The organism is Streptomyces sp. Go-475 (assembly GCF_003330845.1).
Classification (GTDB): domain Bacteria; phylum Actinomycetota; class Actinomycetes; order Streptomycetales; family Streptomycetaceae; genus Streptomyces.
Genome location: NZ_CP026121.1, coordinates 5,961,365 through 5,983,018, shown reverse-complemented (window position 1 = coordinate 5,983,018; position 21,654 = coordinate 5,961,365). Strand labels below are relative to the sequence as shown.

Annotated in this window: 16 protein-coding genes; 9 read left to right on the top strand and 7 right to left on the bottom strand. The window is 72.0% G+C overall.

Translation table 11 applies throughout. From position 1 onward, the window contains the following. Nucleotides 1-253: 253 nt before the first annotated feature. The 6 genes from C1703_RS27710 (at nt 254) to C1703_RS27685 (ending at nt 10,621) form a co-directional block, all read left to right on the top strand. Nucleotides 254-1,456, top strand: coding sequence for a S8 family peptidase (locus C1703_RS27710; RefSeq protein ID WP_114255387.1), 1,203 nt, complete (start codon nt 254-256; stop codon nt 1,454-1,456). 215 nt (nt 1,457-1,671) lie between these two features. Next, nucleotides 1,672-3,795 (top strand): alpha-1,4-glucan--maltose-1-phosphate maltosyltransferase, encoded by a 2,124-nt coding sequence (locus tag C1703_RS27705; RefSeq protein ID WP_232840611.1) that lies wholly within the window; start codon nt 1,672-1,674, stop codon nt 3,793-3,795. Next, nucleotides 3,792-5,492 (top strand): maltose alpha-D-glucosyltransferase, encoded by a 1,701-nt coding sequence (gene treS / locus C1703_RS27700; RefSeq protein ID WP_114255385.1) that lies wholly within the window; start codon nt 3,792-3,794, stop codon nt 5,490-5,492. Before C1703_RS27705 ends, treS begins: the two co-directional genes overlap by 4 nt. Nucleotides 5,493-5,682: 190 nt before the next feature. Further along, a complete protein-coding gene (locus tag C1703_RS27695) occupies nt 5,683-7,125 on the top strand; it encodes a phosphotransferase (RefSeq protein WP_114255384.1) in 1,443 nt (480 codons plus the stop codon). A 32-nt stretch (nt 7,126-7,157) separates the two neighbouring features. Beyond that, nucleotides 7,158-9,992, top strand: a complete 2,835-nt coding sequence (gene glgB / locus C1703_RS27690) for a 1,4-alpha-glucan branching enzyme (RefSeq protein ID WP_114255383.1) — start codon at nt 7,158-7,160, stop codon at nt 9,990-9,992. A 125-nt stretch (nt 9,993-10,117) separates the two neighbouring features. After that, complete coding sequence (locus C1703_RS27685) at nt 10,118-10,621, top strand: hypothetical protein (protein WP_198678289.1); 504 nt, start codon at nt 10,118-10,120, stop codon at nt 10,619-10,621. Here C1703_RS27685 and C1703_RS27680 read toward each other — a convergent pair. The 5 genes from C1703_RS27680 to C1703_RS27660 all read right to left on the bottom strand — a co-directional run bounded on the left by C1703_RS27680 (nt 10,590) and on the right by C1703_RS27660 (nt 15,639). Then, nucleotides 10,590-11,975: a cytochrome P450 gene (locus tag C1703_RS27680; RefSeq protein ID WP_114255381.1), complete on the bottom strand. Its 1,386-nt coding sequence runs from the start codon at nt 11,973-11,975 to the stop codon at nt 10,590-10,592. The genes C1703_RS27685 and C1703_RS27680 overlap by 32 nt on opposite strands. 63 nt (nt 11,976-12,038) lie before the next feature. After that, the gene (locus C1703_RS27675) at nt 12,039-14,270 is read right to left on the bottom strand and encodes an AAA family ATPase (RefSeq protein ID WP_232840610.1); all 2,232 of its coding nucleotides are present in this window, start codon (nt 14,268-14,270) and stop codon (nt 12,039-12,041) included. 171 nt (nt 14,271-14,441) lie between these two features. After that, nucleotides 14,442-14,756 carry a thioredoxin domain-containing protein gene (locus C1703_RS27670; RefSeq protein WP_114257620.1) on the bottom strand — a complete coding sequence of 105 codons (315 nt, stop codon included), beginning with the start codon at nt 14,754-14,756 and terminating at the stop codon, nt 14,442-14,444. Continuing rightward, nucleotides 14,753-15,166, bottom strand: a complete 414-nt coding sequence (locus tag C1703_RS27665) for a MerR family transcriptional regulator (RefSeq protein ID WP_114255379.1) — start codon at nt 15,164-15,166, stop codon at nt 14,753-14,755. Before C1703_RS27665 ends, C1703_RS27670 begins: the two co-directional genes overlap by 4 nt. 29 nt (nt 15,167-15,195) lie before the next feature. Next, a complete protein-coding gene (locus C1703_RS27660; RefSeq protein WP_114255378.1) occupies nt 15,196-15,639 on the bottom strand; it encodes an Lrp/AsnC family transcriptional regulator in 444 nt (147 codons plus the stop codon). A 105-nt stretch (nt 15,640-15,744) separates the two neighbouring features. On the opposite strand from C1703_RS27660, the gene C1703_RS27655 reads away from it, so the two are divergent. Both C1703_RS27655 and C1703_RS27650 read left to right on the top strand, forming a co-directional pair. Next, nucleotides 15,745-16,662: an NAD-dependent epimerase/dehydratase family protein gene (locus tag C1703_RS27655; RefSeq protein ID WP_198678288.1), complete on the top strand. Its 918-nt coding sequence runs from the start codon at nt 15,745-15,747 to the stop codon at nt 16,660-16,662. Nucleotide 16,663: 1 nt separating this feature from the next. Further along, nucleotides 16,664-17,563: an aldo/keto reductase gene (locus C1703_RS27650; RefSeq protein WP_114255377.1), complete on the top strand. Its 900-nt coding sequence runs from the start codon at nt 16,664-16,666 to the stop codon at nt 17,561-17,563. Between the two features lie 28 nt (nt 17,564-17,591). On the opposite strand, the gene C1703_RS27645 is transcribed toward C1703_RS27650, so the two are convergent. Beyond that, nucleotides 17,592-19,262, bottom strand: a complete 1,671-nt coding sequence (locus C1703_RS27645; RefSeq protein WP_114255376.1) for a DHA2 family efflux MFS transporter permease subunit — start codon at nt 19,260-19,262, stop codon at nt 17,592-17,594. A gap of 109 nt (nt 19,263-19,371) precedes the next feature. On the opposite strand from C1703_RS27645, the gene C1703_RS27640 reads away from it, so the two are divergent. Continuing rightward, complete coding sequence (locus C1703_RS27640) at nt 19,372-19,989, top strand: TetR/AcrR family transcriptional regulator (protein ID WP_114255375.1); 618 nt, start codon at nt 19,372-19,374, stop codon at nt 19,987-19,989. 111 nt (nt 19,990-20,100) lie between these two features. Here C1703_RS27640 and C1703_RS27635 read toward each other — a convergent pair whose 3' ends face one another. Beyond that, nucleotides 20,101-21,495 (bottom strand): cation:dicarboxylase symporter family transporter, encoded by a 1,395-nt coding sequence (locus C1703_RS27635; protein WP_114255374.1) that lies wholly within the window; start codon nt 21,493-21,495, stop codon nt 20,101-20,103. Between the last annotated feature and the right edge of the window lie 159 nt (nt 21,496-21,654).

The following is a 21,654-nucleotide window of genomic DNA, read 5'->3' as shown; positions in this document are numbered from 1 at the left end:
GGATGACGCAGGGCTTCATCGACGTCTCCTACGACAGTACCGGCGTCGGTGCCGCCTCCGCCGACGCTCCGCCACGGCGCCCCCGATCGGCCTGAACAGGACCGTCCACGGATATTGGCCGATTCCGCCCCCATAGGCGTCCTTGTGGTGCTTCACCCGCCACGAGAGGCTGCCCCTGGCGTACCGGCCCGCGCCGGCCGCACGCGGCGCCGCGCGGCAGCCGTACGCCGAGTCGAGGAGGGGAACTCGGACCATGGCACGGACGCGACAGCGGCGTCTGCGCCGGACGGGGGGCCTGGCCGCGGTGATCTCCGCCGTGGCGTTTTCGGCCATCACCCTGCCCGCGCACGCCGTACCGGAGGGGCGGATCACCGGCGCCGGAGGACCCGGCTCCGTGCACGGAAGTTACGTGGTGACACTGGAGGAGGGCACCCGGGCACCATCGGCGGCCGGAAAGGACCTCGCCGAGAAGTACGGGGTGGAGATCAGCCACACCTACGGCACGGTCCTGAACGGCTACGCGGTCCGGGCGGACGAGAGACGGGCCCGGCGGCTCGCCGCCGACCCGCGGGTGGCCTCCGTCGTCCAGGACACCCGGGTGCGGCTGGAGCGGACGCAGCGGAACCCGCCGTCCTGGGGGCTGGACCGCGTCGACCAGCCGGAGCTGCCCCTGGACGGCGGCTACACCTGGCCCGATCCGGCGGGCGCGGGGGTGACGGTGTACGTGCTCGACACCGGCGTCCGGACCACCCACCAGGACTTCGGCGGCCGGGCCGGCCACGGCTGGGACTTCGTCGGGAACGACCGGAGCGCGGCGGACGCCAACGGCCACGGCACCCACGTCGCCGCCACGGTCGCCGGGAAGAGGTACGGCGTCGCGAAGAAGGCGCGGATCGTCGCCGTGCGCGTCCTCGACGCGGCGGGCGCGGGCACCACGGCCCGGGTGATCGCCGGGATCGACTGGGTGACCCGGCACGCGAGGAAGCCGGCGGTCGCGAACCTCAGCCTGAGCGGACCCCGCAACGCGCAGCTGGACGCGGCCGTCCGCGCGTCCATCGCCTCCGGCGTCACGTACACGGTCGCCGCGGGCAACGACGGCAGGCCGGCCGGCCTGTACTCCCCGGGGGGCGTCAAGGAGGCGCTCACGGTCGGCGCGACCGACCGCGGGGATGCGAAACCGGCCTTCTCCAACCACGGTCCGGCGCTCGATCTGTTCGCCCCGGGCGTCGGCATCGCCTCCGCGTCGGCCGCGAGCGACACCGCGCGGGCCGTGTTCTCGGGTACCTCGATGGCGTCCCCGCACGCCGCCGGCGCAGCCGCGCTGCATCTGGCCGACCATCCGAAGGCGACTCCGGCCCAGGTCACGAGGGCTCTGGTCGCGTCGGCGGCGACCGGGAAGGTCTCCGGGCGGGGAGCCGGTTCGCCGGACAAGTTACTGCGGGTGCCGCGGGGGTAGGCGGAAGCAGCGAAGACGCGCAGGGGCCGGCCTCGTCCGCCGCGGACGAGGCCGGTCTTGTGTGTCGACATACGCGTGAGTAGTTAACAAAGTGCCGGATTGCCCACCCGAATAGGGTGGGAAGGCTCCTCCGGGTACCCCTCTCAGGAGCACCAAGCAGGACCCACCTCCCCACATACATCCGCCCACCCACGTTGACGCGGACAGGAGCGGTCATGCCCGCCAAGCACCAATCGCCAGCACCCCCCAACCGCCGCACCACCGGGGCGCACGCCCCCGGCGGCGAAGCACACCCCGTGCGCCCGGCCGACACCGGTCCACCGGTCCCGCCACCACCCCAGGTGGGCGGGGCGACCGCCGTAGGGCGGATACCCGTTCTCGATGTCCGCCCGGTCGTCCAGCACGGGCGCCGGCCGGCCAAGGCCGTGACCGGCGAGACCTTCGAGATCTCGGCGACCGTGTTCCGGGAGGGGCACGACGCGGTCGCCGCCAACGTCGTGCTGAGGGATCCCGAGGGCCGTCCCGGCCCGTGGACGCCGATGCGGGAGCTGGCGCCCGGGACGGACCGCTGGGGCGCCCGGGTCACCGCCGGGGAGCCCGGCCTGTGGTCGTTCACGGTGCAGGCGTGGGGCGACCCGGTCAGCACCTGGCGCCACCACGCGCAGATCAAGATCCCGGCGGGCATGGACACGGACGTCGTCCTGGAGGAGGGCGCCCGCCTGTACGAGCGGGCGGCCGAGGGCGTGCCCGTGGAGGAGGGCCTGCGGGACGTGGTCCTGGCCGCCGTCGACGCCCTGCGGGACGAGCACCGCCCGGCGGCGTCCCGGCTGGCGGCGGCGTTGACGCCGGAGGTGGACGCGGTCCTGGCCCGGCATCCCCTGCGGGACCTGGTCACGACCTCGGAGCCGCTGCCGCTGCTGGTGGAGCGCGAGCGGGCGCTGTACGGCTCCTGGTACGAGTTCTTCCCCCGCTCCGAGGGCACCCCCGAGCGGCCCCACGGCACGTTCCGCACCGCCGCCCGGCGGCTGCCGGAGATCGCCGCGATGGGCTTCGACGTGGTCTACCTGCCCCCGATCCACCCCATCGGCACCACCTTCCGCAAGGGCAGGAACAACACCCTCTCCCCCGGCCCCGACGACGTCGGCGTGCCCTGGGCGATCGGCTCGCCCGAGGGCGGCCACGACGCCGTCCACCCCGACCTGGGCACCCTGGAGGACTTCACCTGGTTCGTGGACCAGGCCCGCGAGCTGGGCCTGGAGATCGCCCTGGACTTCGCCCTGCAGTGCTCCCCGGACCACCCCTGGGTGCAGAAACACCCCGAGTGGTTCCACCACCGCCCCGACGGCACCATCGCCTACGCCGAGAACCCGCCGAAGAAGTACCAGGACATCTACCCCATCGCCTTCGACGCGGACATGGACGGCCTGGTCGCCGAAACACTGCGGGTGCTGCGGCACTGGATGGACTGCGGGGTGCGCATCTTCCGGGTGGACAACCCGCACACCAAGCCGGTCGTGTTCTGGGAGCGGGTGATCGCGGACATCAACCGCACGGACCCCGATGTGATCTTCCTGGCCGAGGCGTTCACCCGCCCGGCGATGATGCACACCCTGGCCCAGATCGGCTTCCAGCAGTCCTACACGTACTTCACCTGGCGCAACACCAAGGAAGAGCTCACCGAGTACCTGACGGAGCTGTCGGGCGAGGCCGCGAGCTACATGCGGCCGAACTTCTTCCCCAACACCCCCGACATCCTGCACGCCTACCTCCAGCACGGCGGCCGGCCCGCCTTCGAGGTGCGTGCCGTCCTCGCCGCCACGCTGTCGCCGACCTGGGGCATCTACTCCGGCTACGAACTGTGCGAGAACACCCCGCTCAGGGAGGGCAGCGAGGAGTACCTCGACTCGGAGAAGTACCAGCTCAGGCCCCGCGACTGGGAAGCGGCCGCCCGCGAGGGCCGCACCATCGCCCCGCTGCTGACCCGGCTCAACACCATCCGGCGCGAGAACCCGGCCCTCCAGCAGCTGCGCGACCTCCACTTCCACCACGCGGACCAGGAAGCGGTGATCGCCTATTCGAAGCGGAAGGGTTCGAACACGGTTCTGGTGATTGCCAACCTCGACCCCCACCACACCCAGGAGGCCACGGTCTCGTTGGACATGCCGCAACTCGGCCTGGACTGGCACGAGTCGGTGCTGGTGCGCGACGAGCTCACCGGCGAGACCTATCACTGGGGCAGGGCCAACTACGTGCGCCTCGAACCGGGCCGTAGGCCCGCGCATGTCTTCTCGGTTCTGCGACCGTCCACCCCGCAGATCGGAGGGTCACCCACAACATGATCGTCAACGAACCCGTTCCGGACACCTTCGAGGACACACCCGCCAGGGACCGCGACCCGGAGTGGTTCAAGCGCGCCGTCTTCTACGAGGTGCTCGTCCGCTCGTTCCAGGACAGCAACGGCGACGGCGTCGGTGACCTGAAGGGCCTGACCGCCAAACTCGACTACCTCCAGTGGCTGGGCGTCGACTGCCTGTGGCTGCCGCCCTTCTTCAAGTCGCCCCTGCGCGACGGCGGCTACGACGTCTCCGACTACACCGCCGTGCTGCCGGAGTTCGGCGACCTCGCCGACTTCGTGGAGTTCGTCGACGCCGCCCACCAGCGCGGCATGCGCGTGATCATCGACTTCGTCATGAACCACACCAGCGACCAGCACCCGTGGTTCCAGGAATCGCGCAAGGACCCCGACGGGCCCTACGGCGACTACTACGTGTGGGCCGACGACGACAAGCAGTTCCCGGACGCGCGCATCATCTTCGTCGACACCGAGGCCTCCAACTGGACCTTCGACCCGGTCCGCAAGCAGTACTACTGGCATCGTTTCTTCTCCCACCAGCCGGACCTCAACTACGAGAACCCGGCCGTGCAGGAGGAGATGATCTCCGCGCTGAAGTTCTGGCTGGACCTCGGCATCGACGGCTTCCGGCTGGACGCGGTGCCGTACCTGTACCAGGAGGAGGGCACCAACTGCGAGAACCTCCCGGCCACCCACGCCTTCCTGAAGCGGGTGCGCAAGGAGATCGACGCGCAGTACCCGGACACCGTGCTGCTCGCCGAGGCCAACCAGTGGCCCGAGGACGTCGTCGACTACTTCGGCGACTACCCGAGCGGCGGCGACGAGTGCCACATGGCGTTCCACTTCCCGGTCATGCCGCGCATCTTCATGGCCGTCCGGCGGGAATCCCGCTACCCGGTCTCCGAGATCCTGGCCAAGACCCCGGCCATCCCCTCGGGCTGCCAGTGGGGCATCTTCCTGCGCAACCACGACGAGCTCACGCTCGAGATGGTCACCGACGAAGAGCGCGACTACATGTGGGCCGAGTACGCCAAGGACCCACGGATGCGCGCCAACATCGGCATCCGCCGCAGGCTCGCCCCGCTGCTGGACAACGACCGCAACCAGATCGAGCTGTTCACGGCCCTGCTGCTGTCGCTGCCCGGCTCGCCGATCCTGTACTACGGCGACGAGATCGGCATGGGCGACAACATCTGGCTCGGCGACCGGGACGCGGTGCGCACGCCGATGCAGTGGACGCCCGACCGCAACGCGGGCTTCTCCTCGTCCGACCCGGGCCGGCTGTTCCTGCCCACGATCATGGACCCGGTCTACGGCTACCAGGTCACGAACGTCGAGGCGTCCATGGCCTCGCCGTCGTCCCTGCTGCACTGGACCCGCCGCATGATCGAGATCCGCAAGCAGAACCCGGCCTTCGGGCTCGGCTCGTACACCGAGCTGCCGTCGACGAACCCGGCGGTGCTGGCGTTCCTGCGCGAGTACGAGGACGACCTGGTGCTGTGCGTGAACAACTTCTCGCGTTTCGCACAGCCCACGGAGCTGGATCTCAGCGCCTTCGAGGGCCGGCATCCGGTGGAGCTGTTCGGCGGCGTCCGGTTCCCGGCCATCGGCGAGCTGCCCTACCTGCTGACGCTGGGGGGCCACGGCTTCTACTGGTTCCGGCTCCGCAAGGACGCCGTGTGAGGTCTGAAACGGCCCTGTGAGGCCTGATACGCGGGGCAGGCCGCAAACCCCCGTGGCGGGGCGTTTCCCCTGCCCCGCCCGGGGCACGCATCAGTAACACCCCGCCCACCCGCGTGAGCCGGAGGGGCGCCCGCCGGCACCGGCTGAAGGCGCCGAGGCGCACCAAGAATGGGTGAAAGGACGCGACGCCATGTCGGAAGCCGTCACACGCACCGTCACCACCCCGCCCGGCCTTCTCGCATCCCTGGATCCACTGCTGCGGGAGTGGCTGCCGCGGCAGCGCTGGTTCGCGGGCAAGGGACGACCGGTCACCGGGTTCACGCTGGTCGAGGCCACCGAGCTGCTGCCGCCCTCGGCGAAGCTCGGCCTGTACCACCTGCTCGTCCGCGCCCACCAGCCGCTCGTGCCGTCCCACGGGGCGCCCGGCCACCCCGGCGACTGCTACCAGCTGCTGATAGGCGTGCGCGAGGCGCTGCCGCCTCGGCTGGCGCCCGCGCTCATCGGACACGTCCCGTCGGGCCCGCTGGCCGGCCTGACGGTCTACGACGCCCTGCACGACACCAGGCCCGCCGAGCTGCTCCTGGAGGCGCTGCGCACCCGGGCCCGTATCGGCGCGCTGCGCTTCGACCGGGACCCCGACCAGGACATCCGGTCCGGGCTGGTGCCGCGCGTGGTGACCGCGGAACAGTCCAACTCGTCGATCGTCTACGGAGATACGTTCATCCTGAAGCTGTTGCGGCGGATCGTCCCCGGGGTCAATCCGGACCTGGAGCTGCCGCTGGCGCTGGCCCGCGAGGACTGCCCCCGGGTGCCCGCGCCGACGGCCTGGATGGTCGCCGACGTCCCGCCCGCCGCGGACCCGGTCCTCTCCGCGGGCCCGGCGGACCACGCCGGCCAGCCGTACGTGCTGGGGGTGCTCCAGCCGTTCGTGCAGGGCGCCTCGGACGGCTGGGAGCTGGCGCTGCGCGAGCTGGCCAAGGGCGAGGACTTCGGCGCCGAGGCGCGGGCCCTGGGGCGGGCGACCGCCGAGGTGCACACCGCGCTGGCCCGGGCGTTGCCGACGGTCACGCTCGGTCACGCGCAGCTGCGGCTCATGGTCGACGGCATGACCGAGCGGCTGGAGGCGGCCGTCCAGGCGGTGCCCGCGCTGCGGCCGTACGCGAGCGGGCTGCGGTCGGCGTTCACGGCCCTCGCCGACCTGGCCGCCGAGGGCCGCACCTGGACCGCGCAGCGCGTGCACGGCGATCTGCACCTCGGGCAGTGCCTGCGCTCGCCGGCCGGCGAGTGGAAGCTGATCGACTTCGAGGGCGAGCCGGCCCGGCCGCTGGCCGAGCGGCGCATGCCGCAGCCCGCGGTGCGGGACGTCGCCGGCATGCTGCGGTCCTTCGACTACGCGGCCCGCTCGGTCGATCCGCCCCAGCCGGACTGGGCCGAGACCTGCCGCTCCGCGTACTGTTCCGGCTACGCGGAGGCCTCCGGCCGCGATCCGCGCACCGACCCGGTGCTGCTGCGCGCCTACGAGACGGACAAGGCGATCTACGAGGTGGTGTACGAGGCCCGGCACCGCCCCGACTGGCTGCCGGTGCCCCTGGCCGCCATAGACCGGCTCGCCTCGTCCGGCCACCTGACCTGACCTGACCCACCTTCGCCCAGGAGGCTCCGCCCGTGACCCCCCGCCCTGAGTCCAGCGGTTCGCGTCCCCAGGGGACGGCCGGGGAGAAGATCCCCGAGCAGCACACGGCCGCCCAGAAGAAGAGCGCCGCGAAGAAGACGGCGGTGCCGAAACAGGCAGCGGCGAAGAAGACGGCCCCCGCGAAGACGACCGCCGCCAAGAAGACGCCGGCCGGGCAGTCACCCGCGTCCAAGGCCACCGCGAAGAAGGCGGCGCCGGCGAAGACGACCGCGAAGAAGGCGGTCGCCAAGAAGACGGTCGCCAAGAAGACGGCACCCGAGAAGACGGCACCCGAGAAGACCGTCGCGAAGAAGGCGGCACCCGCCAGGGCCGCCGCGAAGAAGACCGCTGCCAAGGAGACCACCGCCGAGAAGGCCGTCACGAAGAAGGCCGTCACCAAGAAGGCAGCCGCGGCGAAGTCGACGACCGCGAAGTCCACCGCGGCCAAGTCCACGACCACGAAGGCGGCTGCCAAGAAGACCGCCGCCAAGAAGACCGCCGCCAAGAAGACGACGGCCAAGAAGGCCACGGCCACCAAGGCGCCCGCGAAGAAGGCCGCTGTCAGGAAAGCCCCGGCGAAGAAGGCGGTGGCGGGGAAGGCCGCCGCCGCCCAGGTCGTGCCCCCGGAGATGGAGGTCGCCGTCTCGCCCGCGGTGGACGCGGTGGACCGGGAGCGGCTGCTCGCCGGTACGCACCACGACCCGCACTCCGTGCTCGGCGCGCACCCCGTGCCCGGCGGCATCGCCTTCCGGGCGTTCCGGCCGTACGCCCTGTCGGTGACCGTGATCGCCGGGGAGCTGCGGGCGGAGCTGCACGCCGACGGCGAGGGGTTCTTCTCCGGGCTGCTGCCGCTGCCGGAGGTCCCGGAGTACCGGCTGCTCGTCGCGTACGAGGGCACGGTCCTGGAGACCGAGGACGCCTACCGTTTCCTGCCCACGCTGGGCGACCTCGACCTGCACCTGATCGGCGAGGGCCGGCACGAGGAGCTGTGGACGGCGCTGGGCGCGCACCCGATGACCCATCAGGGGGTGACCGGCACCCGCTTCGCGGTGTGGGCGCCGAACGCGCGGGGCGTGCGCGTGGCCGGCACCTTCAACTTCTGGGACGGCACCGGCCACGCCATGCGCTCGCTCGGGTCGTCGGGGGTGTGGGAGCTGTTCCTGCCGGACATCGGCGAGGGTGAGCTGTACAAGTTCGAGATCACCCGGCCCGACGGTTCGAAGACGATGCGCGCCGACCCGCTGGCCCGCCGCACGGAGGTGCCGCCCGCGACCTCGTCGGTCATCACGTCCTCGGACTACGAGTGGGGCGACGCCGACTGGCTGTCCCGCCGTGCCGAGGCCCCGGCGCACGAGGCGCCGTTCTCGGTGTACGAGGTGCACCTGCCCTCCTGGCGGCCGGGGCTGACCTACCGTCAGCTCGCCGAGCAGCTCCCCGGCTATGTGAAGGGCCTGGGCTTCACGCACGTCGAGCTGATGCCGGTCGCGGAGCATCCGTTCGGCGGCTCCTGGGGCTACCAGGTCACCGGCTTCTACGCGCCGACGGCCCGGCTGGGCACGCCGGACGACTTCCGGTACCTGGTCGACAAGCTGCACCAGGCCGGCCTCGGCGTGATCATGGACTGGGTGCCGGCGCACTTCCCGCGCGACGACTGGGCGCTGGCCGAGTTCGACGGCCGGCCCCTGTACGAGCACGCGGATCCGCTGCGGGCCGCGCACCCCGACTGGGGCACGCTGGAGTTCGACTTCGGGCGCAACGAGGTGCGCAACTTCCTCGTCGCGAACGCCGTGTACTGGTGCGAGGAGTTCCACATCGACGGGCTGCGCGTGGACGCGGTCGCCTCGATGCTCTACCTCGACTACTCGCGCGAGCCGGGCCAGTGGACGCCCAACGAGCACGGCGGCCGGGAGAACCTGGACGCGGTGGCGTTCCTGCAGGAGATGAACGCGACGGTGTACCGCAGGGTGCCCGGCGTGGTCACGATCGCCGAGGAGTCCACCGCCTGGGACGGCGTCACCCGCGCCACCCACCACAAGGGCCCGAGCGGATTCGGCGGGCTCGGGTTCGGGCTGAAGTGGAACATGGGCTGGATGCACGACTCGCTCCAGTACATGAGCCACGAGCCGGTGTACCGCAAGTACCACCACCACGAGATGACGTTCTCGATGGTGTACGCGTACAGCGAGAACTACGTCCTGCCCATCTCCCACGACGAGGTGGTGCACGGCAAGGGCTCCCTGGTGTCGAAGATGCCGGGCGACTGGTGGCAGCAGCGGGCCGGGGTCCGGGCCTACCTCGGCTTCATGTGGGCCCACCCGGGCAAGCAACTGCTGTTCATGGGGCAGGAGTTCGCGCAGGGCGCCGAGTGGTCCGAGGCGCACGGCCCCGACTGGTGGCTGCTGGACCCGGGGTACGGGGCGGAGGCCGACCACCGGGGCGTGCGCGACCTGGTCCGCGACCTCAACACCGTCTACCGCGCCACCCCGGCGCTGTGGCGCCTCGACACGGACCCGGCCGGTTTCGAGTGGATCGTCGGGGACGCCGCCGACGACAACGTGCTCGCGTTCCTGAGGCTGGACCCGGAGGGCAACCCGCTGCTGGCGGTGTCGAACTTCGCGCCGGTCGTGCGCCAGGACTACCGCCTGGGCGTGCCCGAGGACGTGCCCGCCTGGCACGAGGCGGTCAACACCGACGCCGCCCGCTACGGCGGCAGCGACGTCACGCGGGCCGACCCGGTCAAGCCCGAGGCGCAGCCCTGGCACGGCCGTCCGGCGAGCATCCGCCTGACCCTGCCGCCGCTGGCCACGGTGTGGCTGCGTCCGGCGTAGGCGGCCTGTGACAGCGCTGTGACGGGAGGAGTGGCTTCCGTCACAGCCCGTGCGGTCCGGGCCCGGTGGGGTGGCCGCATGCGTGCCACCCCGCTCATCCGCCGGCCCGGAAGGGACTGAGGCCCGTGCTGGTGGGACTCGGTATCTCGGCGGTCTGTGCCATCGCCGCGCTCGTCGCCGCCGCGGGGACCGCCGCGATGGCGTTCCCCGGACGGCCCGAGCCGTGGCCGGTGCACCTGCTGCGCCGGGCGGCGGCCACGGCCGCGTGGGCCGCCGCGGCCGTGTACTCCCTGGGCTTCTTCGCCGTGCTGGCGTCGGAGTCGGACTTCAACGACGGGGCGAACTCGGTCCCGGCCCCGGCCTGCCGCGACGGCTTCGACCCGGCCACGATCCACGGCCTGAGCCACCACCGGTCCTCGTACCTGCCGTTGCGCTTCGACTGCGTCCGCGACGACGGCTCCGTCTACGCCAGTGATTCCAGCTACGTGTGGATGAACGGGGCGACGGCGGTCCTCGCCCTCTCCGCCGCGCTGCTCGCCATCGGCGCGGGCTACGCGGTCGAACTGCGCGCCCGGAAGGCCGCCGCGGTGCGCCCGGTCAGCCCTGGCCGCGGAACATCAGCCTTCTGAGCCCGGCCAGCAGGCCCCTGGTCCGGTGGTCCGGCTCCTCGGTCGGACGCACGCCGCCGCGGTGCGGGGAGGGGGGCCGGCGCATCTCGTAGCGCACCGGCAACAGGCGCAGGCCCCGCACCACCGGGCCCGTCCGCCAGGGCAACTGGTCGGGCGGGAGGGTGAGTTCGACGGTGGTGAGGTGGTCGAGGATGCGGCCCACCGCCTGCGCCACGAGCACACCGGCGAGTTCCCGCGCGGCCGTGGGGCACTGGTGCTGGCCGGCGCCCCAGCCCAGGTGGGAGCGGGTGCTGAGGGCCGGGTCGACCAGGCGCGAGGAGCCGATCGCGAGGAGGTCCTGGTGGGCGGCGGCGGCCGACGGCGACACCGCGTCCCCGGCCCGGATCCAGTAGTTGCCGAGCGGGGTGTCCCGCGCGGCGAAGCGGAAGCACATGTTGGCGACCGGCGGGTTGGCGAGGGCCGCCCGGTTGACCGTCTCGCCCGGTTGCCCCGCCGCCAGGCTGCGGCGGACGGTGGCGTTGCCGCGGATGACCTCCAGCAGGGTGTTGAGGACCATGTTGCCCGTGATGTCGTTCAGGTAGACCGCGTTCATGAACAGCTCCCGGCCGAGCTGTTCGTCGGACAGCCGCGGGTCGGCCAGCAGCAGGTACGAGGTGAGGTCGTCGCCGGGGCGGGCCCGGCGGTGGGCGGCGAGCCGCGTGAAGGCCGCCAGGGCCCGGGCGGTGGCGGGTTCGGCGCCGGGGCCGCCGTCGAGCATCCGCCACAGGTCCATGACGAGTTCGTCGCCGAGGTCCACCGGGCAGCCGAACAGCTTCGTGGTGACCATGAGCAGCAGCGGCCGCGTGTACTGGGCGCCCAGGTCGGCGAAGCCGGCCGAGCCGGACTCGGCGGCCAGCAGCGCGACGAGGCCGTCCGCGTACCGGGAGACGGCCGCCCGCAGCTCCCAGCCCTGCGGGCCGCGTGCCTCCTGGAAGGGCCGCAGCGCGGTGTGCAGGGTCTGGCGGGCGGCGCGGTGCTCCTCGTCGTCCATGAACATCGTCTGCCGCACCTCGTACCCGGCCAGCAGCGGCCAGCCGGACGGCAGTTCGCCCTGGGCGCGGGCCCGCCAGTAGCGGAGGTCGCGCCGCCAGAGGGACTCGTTGCGCAGCACGTCGAGGACCTCGCGGTAGCCGAGGACGAGCCACACGGGCACGCCCATCAGCCCGACCGGCGCCACCGGGCCGTGGCGGCCGCGCAGCCGCCGGTAGACGGCCGCGGGGTCGGCGTCGAACTCCGAGGTGAGCAGCGGCTCGACGGGCAGCGATCCGAGCACCGGGCTGTCGTCCGGCGCGGCCGCGTAGGGCTGGGCTTCCATACGGCAACGCTTACCGCACCGGACGTGCACGGGCAGTGACTACGCCACGAACTGTTACCGCTCCTACACGAAGGCGTCGGCCAGCGCCTTCGGCAGCTCCCCGGTGTGCAGTACGCCGAGCCGCTGGGTGGCCCGGGTCAGGGCCACGTACAGGTCGCTGGTGCCGTACCGGCCGGGTTCGACCACGAGGACGGAGTCGAACTCCAGGCCCTTGGCCTGGCGCGGGTCGAGGAGGACGACCGTCTGCGTGAGGTCGGGTTCGGCGCCCGCCGTGACGCCGTCCAGCCGGGCCGCGATGCCCCGGTGGAGGTCGCGCGGCGCGATCACCGCGAGCCGTCCCTCGGCCGGGGTGAGTTCCCCGACGGCCTTGGCGACGGCGCCGGGCACGTCGTCGGTGGCCCGGGCCCAGGGGCGTACGCCGGTGGAGCGGACCGAGCTGGGCGGCTCGAACTCCGGGTTCTCGGCGCGGACCACGGCCGCCGCGACGTCCATGATCTCGGCGGGGGTGCGGTAGTTGACGCCCAGCCGGGTGTGCTCCCAGCGGTCCTCGACGTACGGGGCGAGGATGCCCGACCAGGAGCCGACACCGGCCGCCTCCGCCGTCTGGGCCGGGTCGCCGACCAGGGTCATCGAGCGGGTCGGGCTGCGCCGCATCAGCAGCCGCCACGCCATCGGCGACAGCTCCTGCGCCTCGTCGACGATGATGTGCCCGAACGCCCAGGTGCGGTCGGCGGCGGCCCGTTCGGCGGCGCTGCGGTGGTCGTCCTCCTCGTGCCGTTCGGCGAACCGCTCGGCGTCGATGATGTCGTGCGCGGACAGCACCTCGGAGCTCTCGGGGTCGTCCTCCTCCTTGTCCTCGAACTCGTAGGTCCGCGACGCGTACGACACGTCCAGCACGCCCTGCGCGTAGGCGATCTGCCGCTCCCGCTCCCGCTCGGCGCGCTCGCGGACCAGCCTGTCGTCCTCGCCGAGCAGTTCGGCGGCCTCGTCGAGCAGCGGCACGTCGGCGACGGTCCAGCGCCGGGTCACCGGGCGGCGTACGGCGTCGGCGTCCTCGGCGGGCAGGAACTCCTCGGGCGCCGCGAGGAAGTCGGCGACGAGCCGCTGCGGGGTCAGCACCGGCCACAACCGGTCGATGGCGGACCACACTTCGGGGTTCTCGGCGAGGTCGTCGCGGATCTGGGTGATGTCGCTGGGGTCGAGCAGGCTGGAGCCGTCGAAGGGGTCGGTGCCGATCCGCTCGGCGTACAGGTCGGTCAGCGCGTTGAGGATGTGGCCCTCGAAGTGCTCGCGGGCGGCGTTGTGCGGCAGCTTGGCGGCACGGGTGCGCTCGCGGGCGACGTTGACCAGGCCGTCGTCGAGCATGAGGACCTCGCGGTCGTGCTCGATGGCGATGACCGGGTCGGGCAGCGCCTGTCGGCTGCGGACGACCTCGGCGAGCACCTCGGCCATGCCGGCCCGGCCCTTCACGGCCGCCGCCTCGGGCGTGTCGGTGGCGGTCGCCTTCACGCCGGGGTACAGCTCGCCGACGGTCGCGAGGAGCACGCCGGTCTCGCCGAGGGAGGGCAGTACCTCGCCGATGTAGCCGAGGAACGCCGGGTTGGGCCCGACGATCAGCACCGCGCGCTTGGCGAGCAGCTCGCGGTGCTCGTAGAGCAGGTAGGCGGCGCGGTGCAGGGCGACGGCCGTCTTGCCGGTGCCGGGGCCGCCCTCGACCACCATGACGCCTCGATGGGGCGCGCGGATGATGCGGTCCTGGTCGGCCTGGATGGTCTGCACGATGTCGCTCATGCGGCCGGTGCGGGCCGAGTTGAGCGCGGCGAGCAGCACGGCGTCGCCCGTGGGGTCCTCGTGGCCGGTGCGGGTCTCGTCGCCGAGGTCGAGGATCTCGTCGTGCAGGTGGGTGACCCTGCGGCCGTCGGTGGCGATGTGCCGCCGGCGCCTGAGGCCCATCGGGGTGTGGCCGGTGGCCAGGTAGAAGGGCCGGGCGACGTCGGCGCGCCAGTCGATCAGGACGGGTGTGCGCTCGGCGTCGTCGGTGCGCAGGCCGATGCGGCCGATGTGGTGGGTGGTGCCGGAGGTGAGGTCGATCCGGCCGAAGCACAGGGAGCCGTCCACCGCGTTCAGCGCGGCGAGCAGCCCGGAGCGCTCGGCCACGAGGATGTCCCGCTCCAGTCTGGCCTGCATGGGGGTGTTGCCCTGCGCGAGCGCGTCCGTGACGGAGGTCTCGGCGTCGCCGCGCAGCGCGTCCACGCGCGCGTACAACCCGTCGATGAATTCCTGTTCCTGCCGCAATTCATCGTCCGGAAATTCGGTGTTTGACAATTCCGCTCCCGCCCGGATATACTGTGCTCACTAAGCTTCTCCGTGACTCCGATCGACTTGAAGTCACGAACAGACAAATATACGCAAGGAAATCCCCCGGGCGCAATTGCCCGGGGGATTTCCTCGTGTCGGGGCGGCTCTTTACAGCACGTCGGACAGCTCCTCCAGCAGCTTCCGCTTGGCCCGCGCGCCCACCATCGCCTTCACGGGCTCGCCGTCGCGGAACACCATGAACGTCGGCATGGAGAGCACCTTGTAGGCGTTGGTGGTCAGCGGGTTGTGGTCCACGTTCAGTTGCACCACCTTCAGCCGGTCGCCCTCTTCGAAGGCGAGGGCCTTGAGCACCGGCGCCATCTGCCGGCAGGGCGGGCACCAGTCGGCGGTGAACTCCACCAGGACCGGCAGCTCCGCGCCGATCACCTCGGCCTCGAAGTCCGCGTCCGTCACGTCGGTCACCATGGGTGCCTCCCCAGCTCGCAACTCGGCTCCGGACCTCCCGGAGCCTCGGCCTCGGCGGCCAGCTCGGCCCGCGCCAGCTGCCGCGCGACCGTCTCCCGGACGGTGCTCAGCTGGTCGATGAGCGAGTCGAGTTCGTCCAGCTTGCGCCGGTAGACCGCGAGGGACGCCGGGCAGGAGTCGCCCTCGGGGTGCCCGGCGCGCAGGCACTCCACGAAGGGCCGCGTCTCCTCCAGGTCGAACCCGAAGTCCTGCAGGGTCCGGATCTGCCGCAGCAGCCGCAGATCGCTCTCGTCGTAGGTCCGGTATCCGTTGCCCGTGCGCCGCGCGGGCAGCAGGCCCCGCGCCTCGTAGTACCGCAGCGTCCGCGTCGTGGTCCCGGCGCGGGCGGCCAGCTCGCCGATTCGCATGCGCACGAACGTAATCCTTGACCCCGGCGTCAAGGCAACAGCGGTTTCCGCTCCACCGGTGAGGTCAGCACGATCGAGGTCGTGGTGCGGCCCAGCGCGGAGACCCCCTCCAGGACCTCCTCCAGGTGGACGGTGTCCCGGACGGCGACCTTGAGGAACCAGCAGTCCTCCCCCACCACGTGGTGCACCTCGGTGATCTCGGGGCGCTCGATCAGCTCCAGGGTCCTGGGGTGCTTCAGGGTGTAGCCGCCGTGCGGATCGACCCGCACGAACGCCTGGATGCCGTAGCCGAGCCGGGCCGGCACGACGTGGGCGCCGTAGCCGCTGATCACACCCGCCGACTCCAGTCGCCGCACCCGCTCGGTGACCGCCGCGGGGCTCAGCCTGACCCGGCGGCCCAGCTCGCTGAGCTTGATCCGGCCGTCGGTCTGGAGCAGTTCGAGGATCTGCCGGTCCAGCGCGTCGAACCCCACCGAGGTTTCGTTGGCGGTGGCTCGAAGATGCCGTGGTTCTTTCGGCGTAGCGGCCGTGACTCCCATGGTTCCCCCTTCAGCACGTGGATGTGCGCCGGGAGAATTATGGTCATGGAAAAGGCCCGGGAAGTACTGGTCATCGGCGGGAACCGCTATGTCGGAAAGCGTCTGATCGCACGGCTGCTCGCCGAGGGGCACCGCGTCACGGTGCTCAACCGGGGGTCCGCCCCGCCGCCCGCCGGGGTGGAGCACCTGGTCGCCGACCGGGACGACGAACGGTCGCTGACCGGCGCGCTCGGCGCCCGTGGCTTCGACGCCGTCGTCGACCAGGTCTGCTACACACCGCGCCAGGCGGCGATCGCCCGCCGCGTCTTCACCGGCCGGACCCGCCGCTATGTGCTGACCTCGACGGTCGAGGTGTACGAGTACGAGGACTCCCCCGTCCTCGTGCGCGAGGAGGCCGTCGACCCGTCCACCGTCACCGTCGACCCGGACCTGCCGTGGGACGACCCGGCGTTCCGGGAGTCCCACTACGGGGAGGGCAAGCGGCAGGCCGAGGCGGTGCTCGCCGCGGGCCCGGGGTTTCCGTCCACCAGTGTGCGGGTCGCCCATGTGCTGGGCGGGGACGACGACTTCACCGGGCGGCTGGCCCACTACGCCGACCGGATGCGCGCCGGCGAGCCGATCGCCGTCCCGTCCGTGAACCGTCCGGCCACCTATGTGTACGTCGAGGAGATCGCCCGCTTCCTGGCCTGGGCGACGGGCCAGGACTTCACCGGGCCGGTGAACGCCGCCTCCCACGGGGCGCTGACCACCGATGAGTTGTGCGCGGCGGTGGCCGCGCGGATCCCGGGCGGCAGGGCCGTGTTCCGACCGGTCGAGGTCGGCGAGGTCTCGCCGTTCTCCTTCCGCCGCTCCTACGGCATGGACAACACCCGGGCCGCCCGGCTCGGCTTCACCTTCACCGACGCCCGGCAGTGGCTGCCGACGGCCGTCGCCGAGACGCTCGGGAAGGGCGACTGACATGCGGTACCGCATGCTGGGCGGGGTGCGGGTGAGCGCGGTCGGGCTCGGCGCGATGCCGCTGTCCATCGAGGGCCGGCCGGACGAGGAGCGCGCCCTGGCGACCGTGCACGCCGCGCTCGACGCGGGCGTGACCCTCCTGGACACCGCCGACTCCTACCACCTGCCGGGCGCGGAGCCCGGCCACAACGAGCGCCTGGTGGCCCGCGCGCTGGCCGCCTACGGCGGTGACACCTCGGACGTGCTGGTGGCCACGAAGGGCGGCCGGGGCCGTCCGGCCGGCGGCGACTGGACGGTGGACGGCTCCCCCCGCCACCTCAAGGCCGCCGCCGAGGCGTCACTCAAGCGGCTGGGGGTCGAGGCCATCGGCCTCTACCAACTGCACAAGCCGGACCCTTCCGTGCCGTTCGAGGAGTCGGTCGGCGCGCTGCGCGAGCTGCTCGACGCGGGCACGATCCGGCTGGCCGGGGTGTCCAACACGGACGCGGACCAGGTCCGCCGGGCCCGGGCGATCCTCGGCGACCGGCTGGTGTCGGTGCAGAACCGGTACTCCCCCGCCGTCCGGGACAGCGAGCCCGAGTTGCGGCTCTGCGCCGAACTCGGGCTGGCGTTCCTGCCGTGGAGCCCGCTGGGCGGCCTGGCCCGCAGCTCCCTGGACGGGCCCTCGCGCACGGAGGGAGCGGCCCGCTTCGCCGCCTTCCACGAGGTCGCGGCGGAGCGCGGCGTCAGCCCCCAACGGGTCGGTCTGGCCTGGCTGCTGGCCCGGTCCCCGACCGTCGTCCCGATCCCCGGGGCGAGCCGGCCGGAGACGGCCCGGGACTCGGCCGCCGCGGCGGACCTGCGGCTCAGTGCGGAGGAACGCGCCCGCCTGGACAGGGCCGCCGCGCCGGTCCGCGCCTAGAGCCTTTCGTTCGCCTTCGCGGGCACCCTTATCGGGTCCCCGCGGACTCCGGTTCCCTGTCCTCGGCGGGCTCGTCCGCGGCCTTCTCCTTGCCGGGCAGCAGCAGCGCCACCACCACCGTGCCGACGCCCAGGACCACCGCGCCGATCAGGCTGGTGTGCGCGACCGCGTCGGAGAAGGACGCCCCCACCGCGTCGGCCATCTGCCGCGCGCCGTCGGCCAGTTGGCCGGCCTGCGCCTTGAGCCGCTCCGCCTGCTGCGGGTCACTGGTGTGCGCCGCCTGCTCGGCCAGCTGCCGTGCCTTGTCGCCGATGCCCTGCGCCACGGCGTACCCGGCGCCGACGGAGTCCTGGGCCGTCTCCAGGGACGACGCGGGCAGCTTGCCGCCGGCCGTGGCGTCCGAGAGGTGGCCGGAGTACGACGTCGCCAGCAGCGAGCCGAGGACGGCGATGCCGAGCGAGCCGCCCAGCTCCAGCGAGGTGTCGTTGACCGCACCGCCGACCCCCAGCTCGGACTCCGGGAACGCCCCCATGATCGCGTCCGTGCAGGGCGACAGCGCGAGCCCGATCGCGAGCCCGAGGACGATCAGGGGCGCGACGAAGTCGCCGTACGACGGCCCGGAGTCGATCCGGGCGAGCAGCGCCAGGGCGGCCGTACCGCCGACCATGCCGGCCGTCACGGTCCACTTCATGCCGACCCGGGGCGTGAGGTACCCGGTGAGTGCCGCGCCCGCGAACACGGCGCCCGCCAGCGGCAGCATCCGCACCCCGGTGTCCAGGGCGTCGTAGCCGAGGACGAACTGCAGGTGCTGGGTGAGGTAGTAGAAGGCGCCGAAGACCGCCAGGAAGAACAGGGCGACGGCGAGGTTGGAGCCCGCGAACCCGCGGTCGGCGAAGCGGCGGACGTCCAGGACCGGGCGCGGGTGGCGCAGCTCCCAGAGCACGAAGGCCACGAGACCGGCGCCCGCGACGACCGCCGCCGTGACGGCCTTGGCGCCCCAGCCGAAGTGCGGACCCTCGATGATCATGTAGACCAGTGCGCCGATCCACACCACGGACAGCAGGCCGCCGCCGTAGTCGATGCGCCCGTGGTGCCCCGCCCTGGACGGCGGCACGAGGACGAACGCGCCGACGATGGCCAGGGCGGCGACGGGGACGTTGATGAGGAACGTGGAGGACCAGCCGTGGTGCTCCAGCAGGGCCCCGGCGACGAGCGGCCCGGCCGCGATGGCGAGCCCGGCCGTGGCGGTCCACAGGGTGATGGCCTTGGCGCGCTCGGCGCGCGGGAAGGTCGCGGCGAGCAGGGACAGCGTGGCGGGCATGATCATCGCGGCGCCGGCGCCCATCACGGCACGGGCGGCGATGACCGCCGTGGCGCTGTCGGCGACGTACCCGGAGACCGCGCCGCCCCCGAACACGACGAGACCGAGGACGAGCGCGCCCCGGCGGCTGTACTTGTCGCCGATCGCGCCGAGCAGCAGCATCAGCGCGGCGTACGGGACGGTGTAGCCGTCGATGACCCACTGCAGGTCGGCGCTGGACAGGCCGAGGTCCTCGGTCATGTCGGGCGCGGCGACGGTGAGGGCGGTGTTCGCCATCACGATGATCAGCAGGCTCAGGCAGAGCACGAGGAGCGCCCACCAGCGGCGGGCGTAGGGGCGGTCCATCCTCTCGGCCGGTTCGGTCATGACGAGTCGCATGGCGGGGGGTGCCTTCCTCGCTGATTTGCACATGGGTGTGCATTTACACAACGCTGTGCAATCTACGCCGTTGCACAGCACTGTGCAAGTCACTGCGGGGAGGGGCACAATGGCGTCCATGACCACGGGCAACATCAGCCGCGCCGACGCCAACCGGCGCCGCATCCTCGACGTCGCCCTCGCGGAGCTGCTGCGGGACCCCGACGCCTCCATGGACCAGATCGCCCGCGCCGCGGGCGTCGTACGGCGGACCGTCTACGGGCACTTCCCGAACCGCGAGGCGCTGATCAGCACGCTCGTCGACGAGGCGGTCGCGGCGCTGGCGGCCGCGCACACGGCGGGCCGCGAGGGAGTGGCGGACCCGGCCGAGGCCGTGGCGCGCTCGGTGCTGGCGGTGTGGGAGATCGCCGACCGCTACCGGCTGCTGGTCGCGCTCGCCCAGCGCACGGTCACCATGCAGGGCATCCGGGAGCGGCTCGCGCCCGTCCGGGAGGAGAGCGTCGGACTGTTGCGGCGCGGCCTGGACCAGGGCGTCTTCAGTTCACCGCTGCCCGCGCCGGCCCTGGCCTATGTGCACGAGCAGACGCTGATCGCCGTGCTGGAGGCGGTCAACGACGGCCTGCTGACAGCACGAGAGGCGGGCCGCTGCGCCGCGGTCACGGTGCTGACCGCGGCGGGCGTGCCCGCCTCGAAGGCCACCGAACTGGTGGCGAAGCTGAACGATTGATCCTCGCGAGACATCGATCTTCGCGAGGATCAATCTTCGAGACATGGACCGGGCGGCTGGGCGACGGGGGGACACCCAGCCGCCCGGAGTCTCGCGGGGGCGGCGCGGTGCTCAGGCCTTCGCCAGCTCCTTCTCGCCGCCCGGCTCGGACACCTCGACCTGGTCGTCGGCGGCCGGGCCGCCGTGGCCGTCGTCCAGCAGCGTCTTCTCGTCGAAGGGCAGCTGCCCGGCGAGGACCTGGTTGACCCGGTCCTTGTCGATCTCCTTGGTCCAGGTGCCGATCAGCACGGTCGCCACGGCGTTGCCGGCGAAGTTGGTCAGGGCGCGGGCCTCGCTCATGAAGCGGTCGATGCCGACGATGAGGCCGATGCCGTCCACCAGGGCGGGCTTGTGCGACTGCAGACCACCGGCCAGGGTCGCGAGACCGGCGCCGGTGACACCGGCGGCGCCCTTGGAGGCGACCAGCAGGAAGAGCAGCAGCGGGATCTGCTCGCCGATCGACATCGGCGTGCCCATGGCGTCGGCGATGAACAGCGAGGCCATGGTCATGTAGATCATGGTGCCGTCGAGGTTGAAGGAGTAGCCGGTCGGGACGGTGATGCCGACCACCGGCTTGCTGACGCCCAGGTGCTCCATCTTCGCGATGAGCCGCGGCAGCGCGGACTCGGAGGAGGAGGTGGACAGGATCAGCAGGAACTCACGGCCGAGGTACTTGAACAGCGTGAAGATGTTCAGGCCGGAGATCACCCGCAGCAGCGCGCCGAGCACGATGAAGACGAAGAGGAAGCAGGTCACGTAGAAGCCGAGCATCAGCACGGCGAGGCTCTTGAGCGCTTCCAGGCCGGCGGAGCCGGTGACGGCGGCGATGGCGCCGAAGGCACCGATCGGGGCGGCCCACATCACCATGGCGAGGATGCGGAAGACGAGCCGCTGGATGTGCTCGATGCCGCGCAGGATCGGCTGGCCCGCCGAGCCCATGCCCTGCAGCGCGAAGCCGGCGAGCAGCGCGATCAGCAGGGTCTGCAGGACCGACTCGTTGGTGAAGGCGGAGACGATCGTGGTCGGGATGATGCCGAGCAGGAACTCCGTGGTGCCCTTCGCCTCGGTATCGATCTGCGCGTGACCGGCGTCCTTGACCGCGTCGGTCACCGCCAGGCCCGTGCCCGGCTCCAGGATGTTGCCGACGACCAGGCCGATGCCCAGCGCGATCAGCGACATCACCGTGAAGTAGCCCAGGGCGATACCGCCGACGGCGCCGACCTTGGCGGCCTTGCGCACCGAGCCGATGCCCAGCACGATCGTGCAGAAGATGATCGGGGAGATCATCATCTTGATCAGGTTCACGAAGCCGGTGCCGATCGGCTTCAGCTCGACGGCGAAGTCGGGTGCGGCCAGACCCACCGCGATACCGGCGGCCACGGCGATGATCACCGCGATGTAGAGATAGTGCGTGCGGTCCCGCTTGGCTTTGGGTGCGGCAGGTGCCGTATCGGCTGCGCTGGTCACGGCGGCCCTCCTTGACGACGTCGTCGGCATCACCGGCGTGCGGCTCACGTCCGGGAAACAGGGAGCGGGGCTCCCGGAGATGCGTTATGGGGAATGCCGTGACTATGTCCTGCTCTGTGAGCGCGGTCACCCTTCCGTTCATTTAGTTCACAATCAGCC

Coding starts and splice junctions, on each gene's coding strand:
- C1703_RS27665 (WP_114255379.1), bottom strand. CDS start 15,166: ATGCGAATCGGCGAGCTGGCCGCCCGCGCCGGGACCACGACGCGGACG.
- C1703_RS27650 (WP_114255377.1), top strand. CDS start 16,664: ATGCGGTACCGCATGCTGGGCGGGGTGCGGGTGAGCGCGGTCGGGCTC.
- C1703_RS27645 (WP_114255376.1), bottom strand. CDS start 19,262: ATGCGACTCGTCATGACCGAACCGGCCGAGAGGATGGACCGCCCCTAC.
- C1703_RS27640 (WP_114255375.1), top strand. CDS start 19,372: ATGGCGTCCATGACCACGGGCAACATCAGCCGCGCCGACGCCAACCGG.
- treS (WP_114255385.1), top strand. CDS start 3,792: ATGATCGTCAACGAACCCGTTCCGGACACCTTCGAGGACACACCCGCC.
- C1703_RS27655 (WP_198678288.1), top strand. CDS start 15,745: ATGGTCATGGAAAAGGCCCGGGAAGTACTGGTCATCGGCGGGAACCGC.
- C1703_RS27695 (WP_114255384.1), top strand. CDS start 5,683: ATGTCGGAAGCCGTCACACGCACCGTCACCACCCCGCCCGGCCTTCTC.
- C1703_RS27680 (WP_114255381.1), bottom strand. CDS start 11,975: ATGGAAGCCCAGCCCTACGCGGCCGCGCCGGACGACAGCCCGGTGCTC.
- C1703_RS27710 (WP_114255387.1), top strand. CDS start 254: ATGGCACGGACGCGACAGCGGCGTCTGCGCCGGACGGGGGGCCTGGCC.
- C1703_RS27705 (WP_232840611.1), top strand. CDS start 1,672: ATGCCCGCCAAGCACCAATCGCCAGCACCCCCCAACCGCCGCACCACC.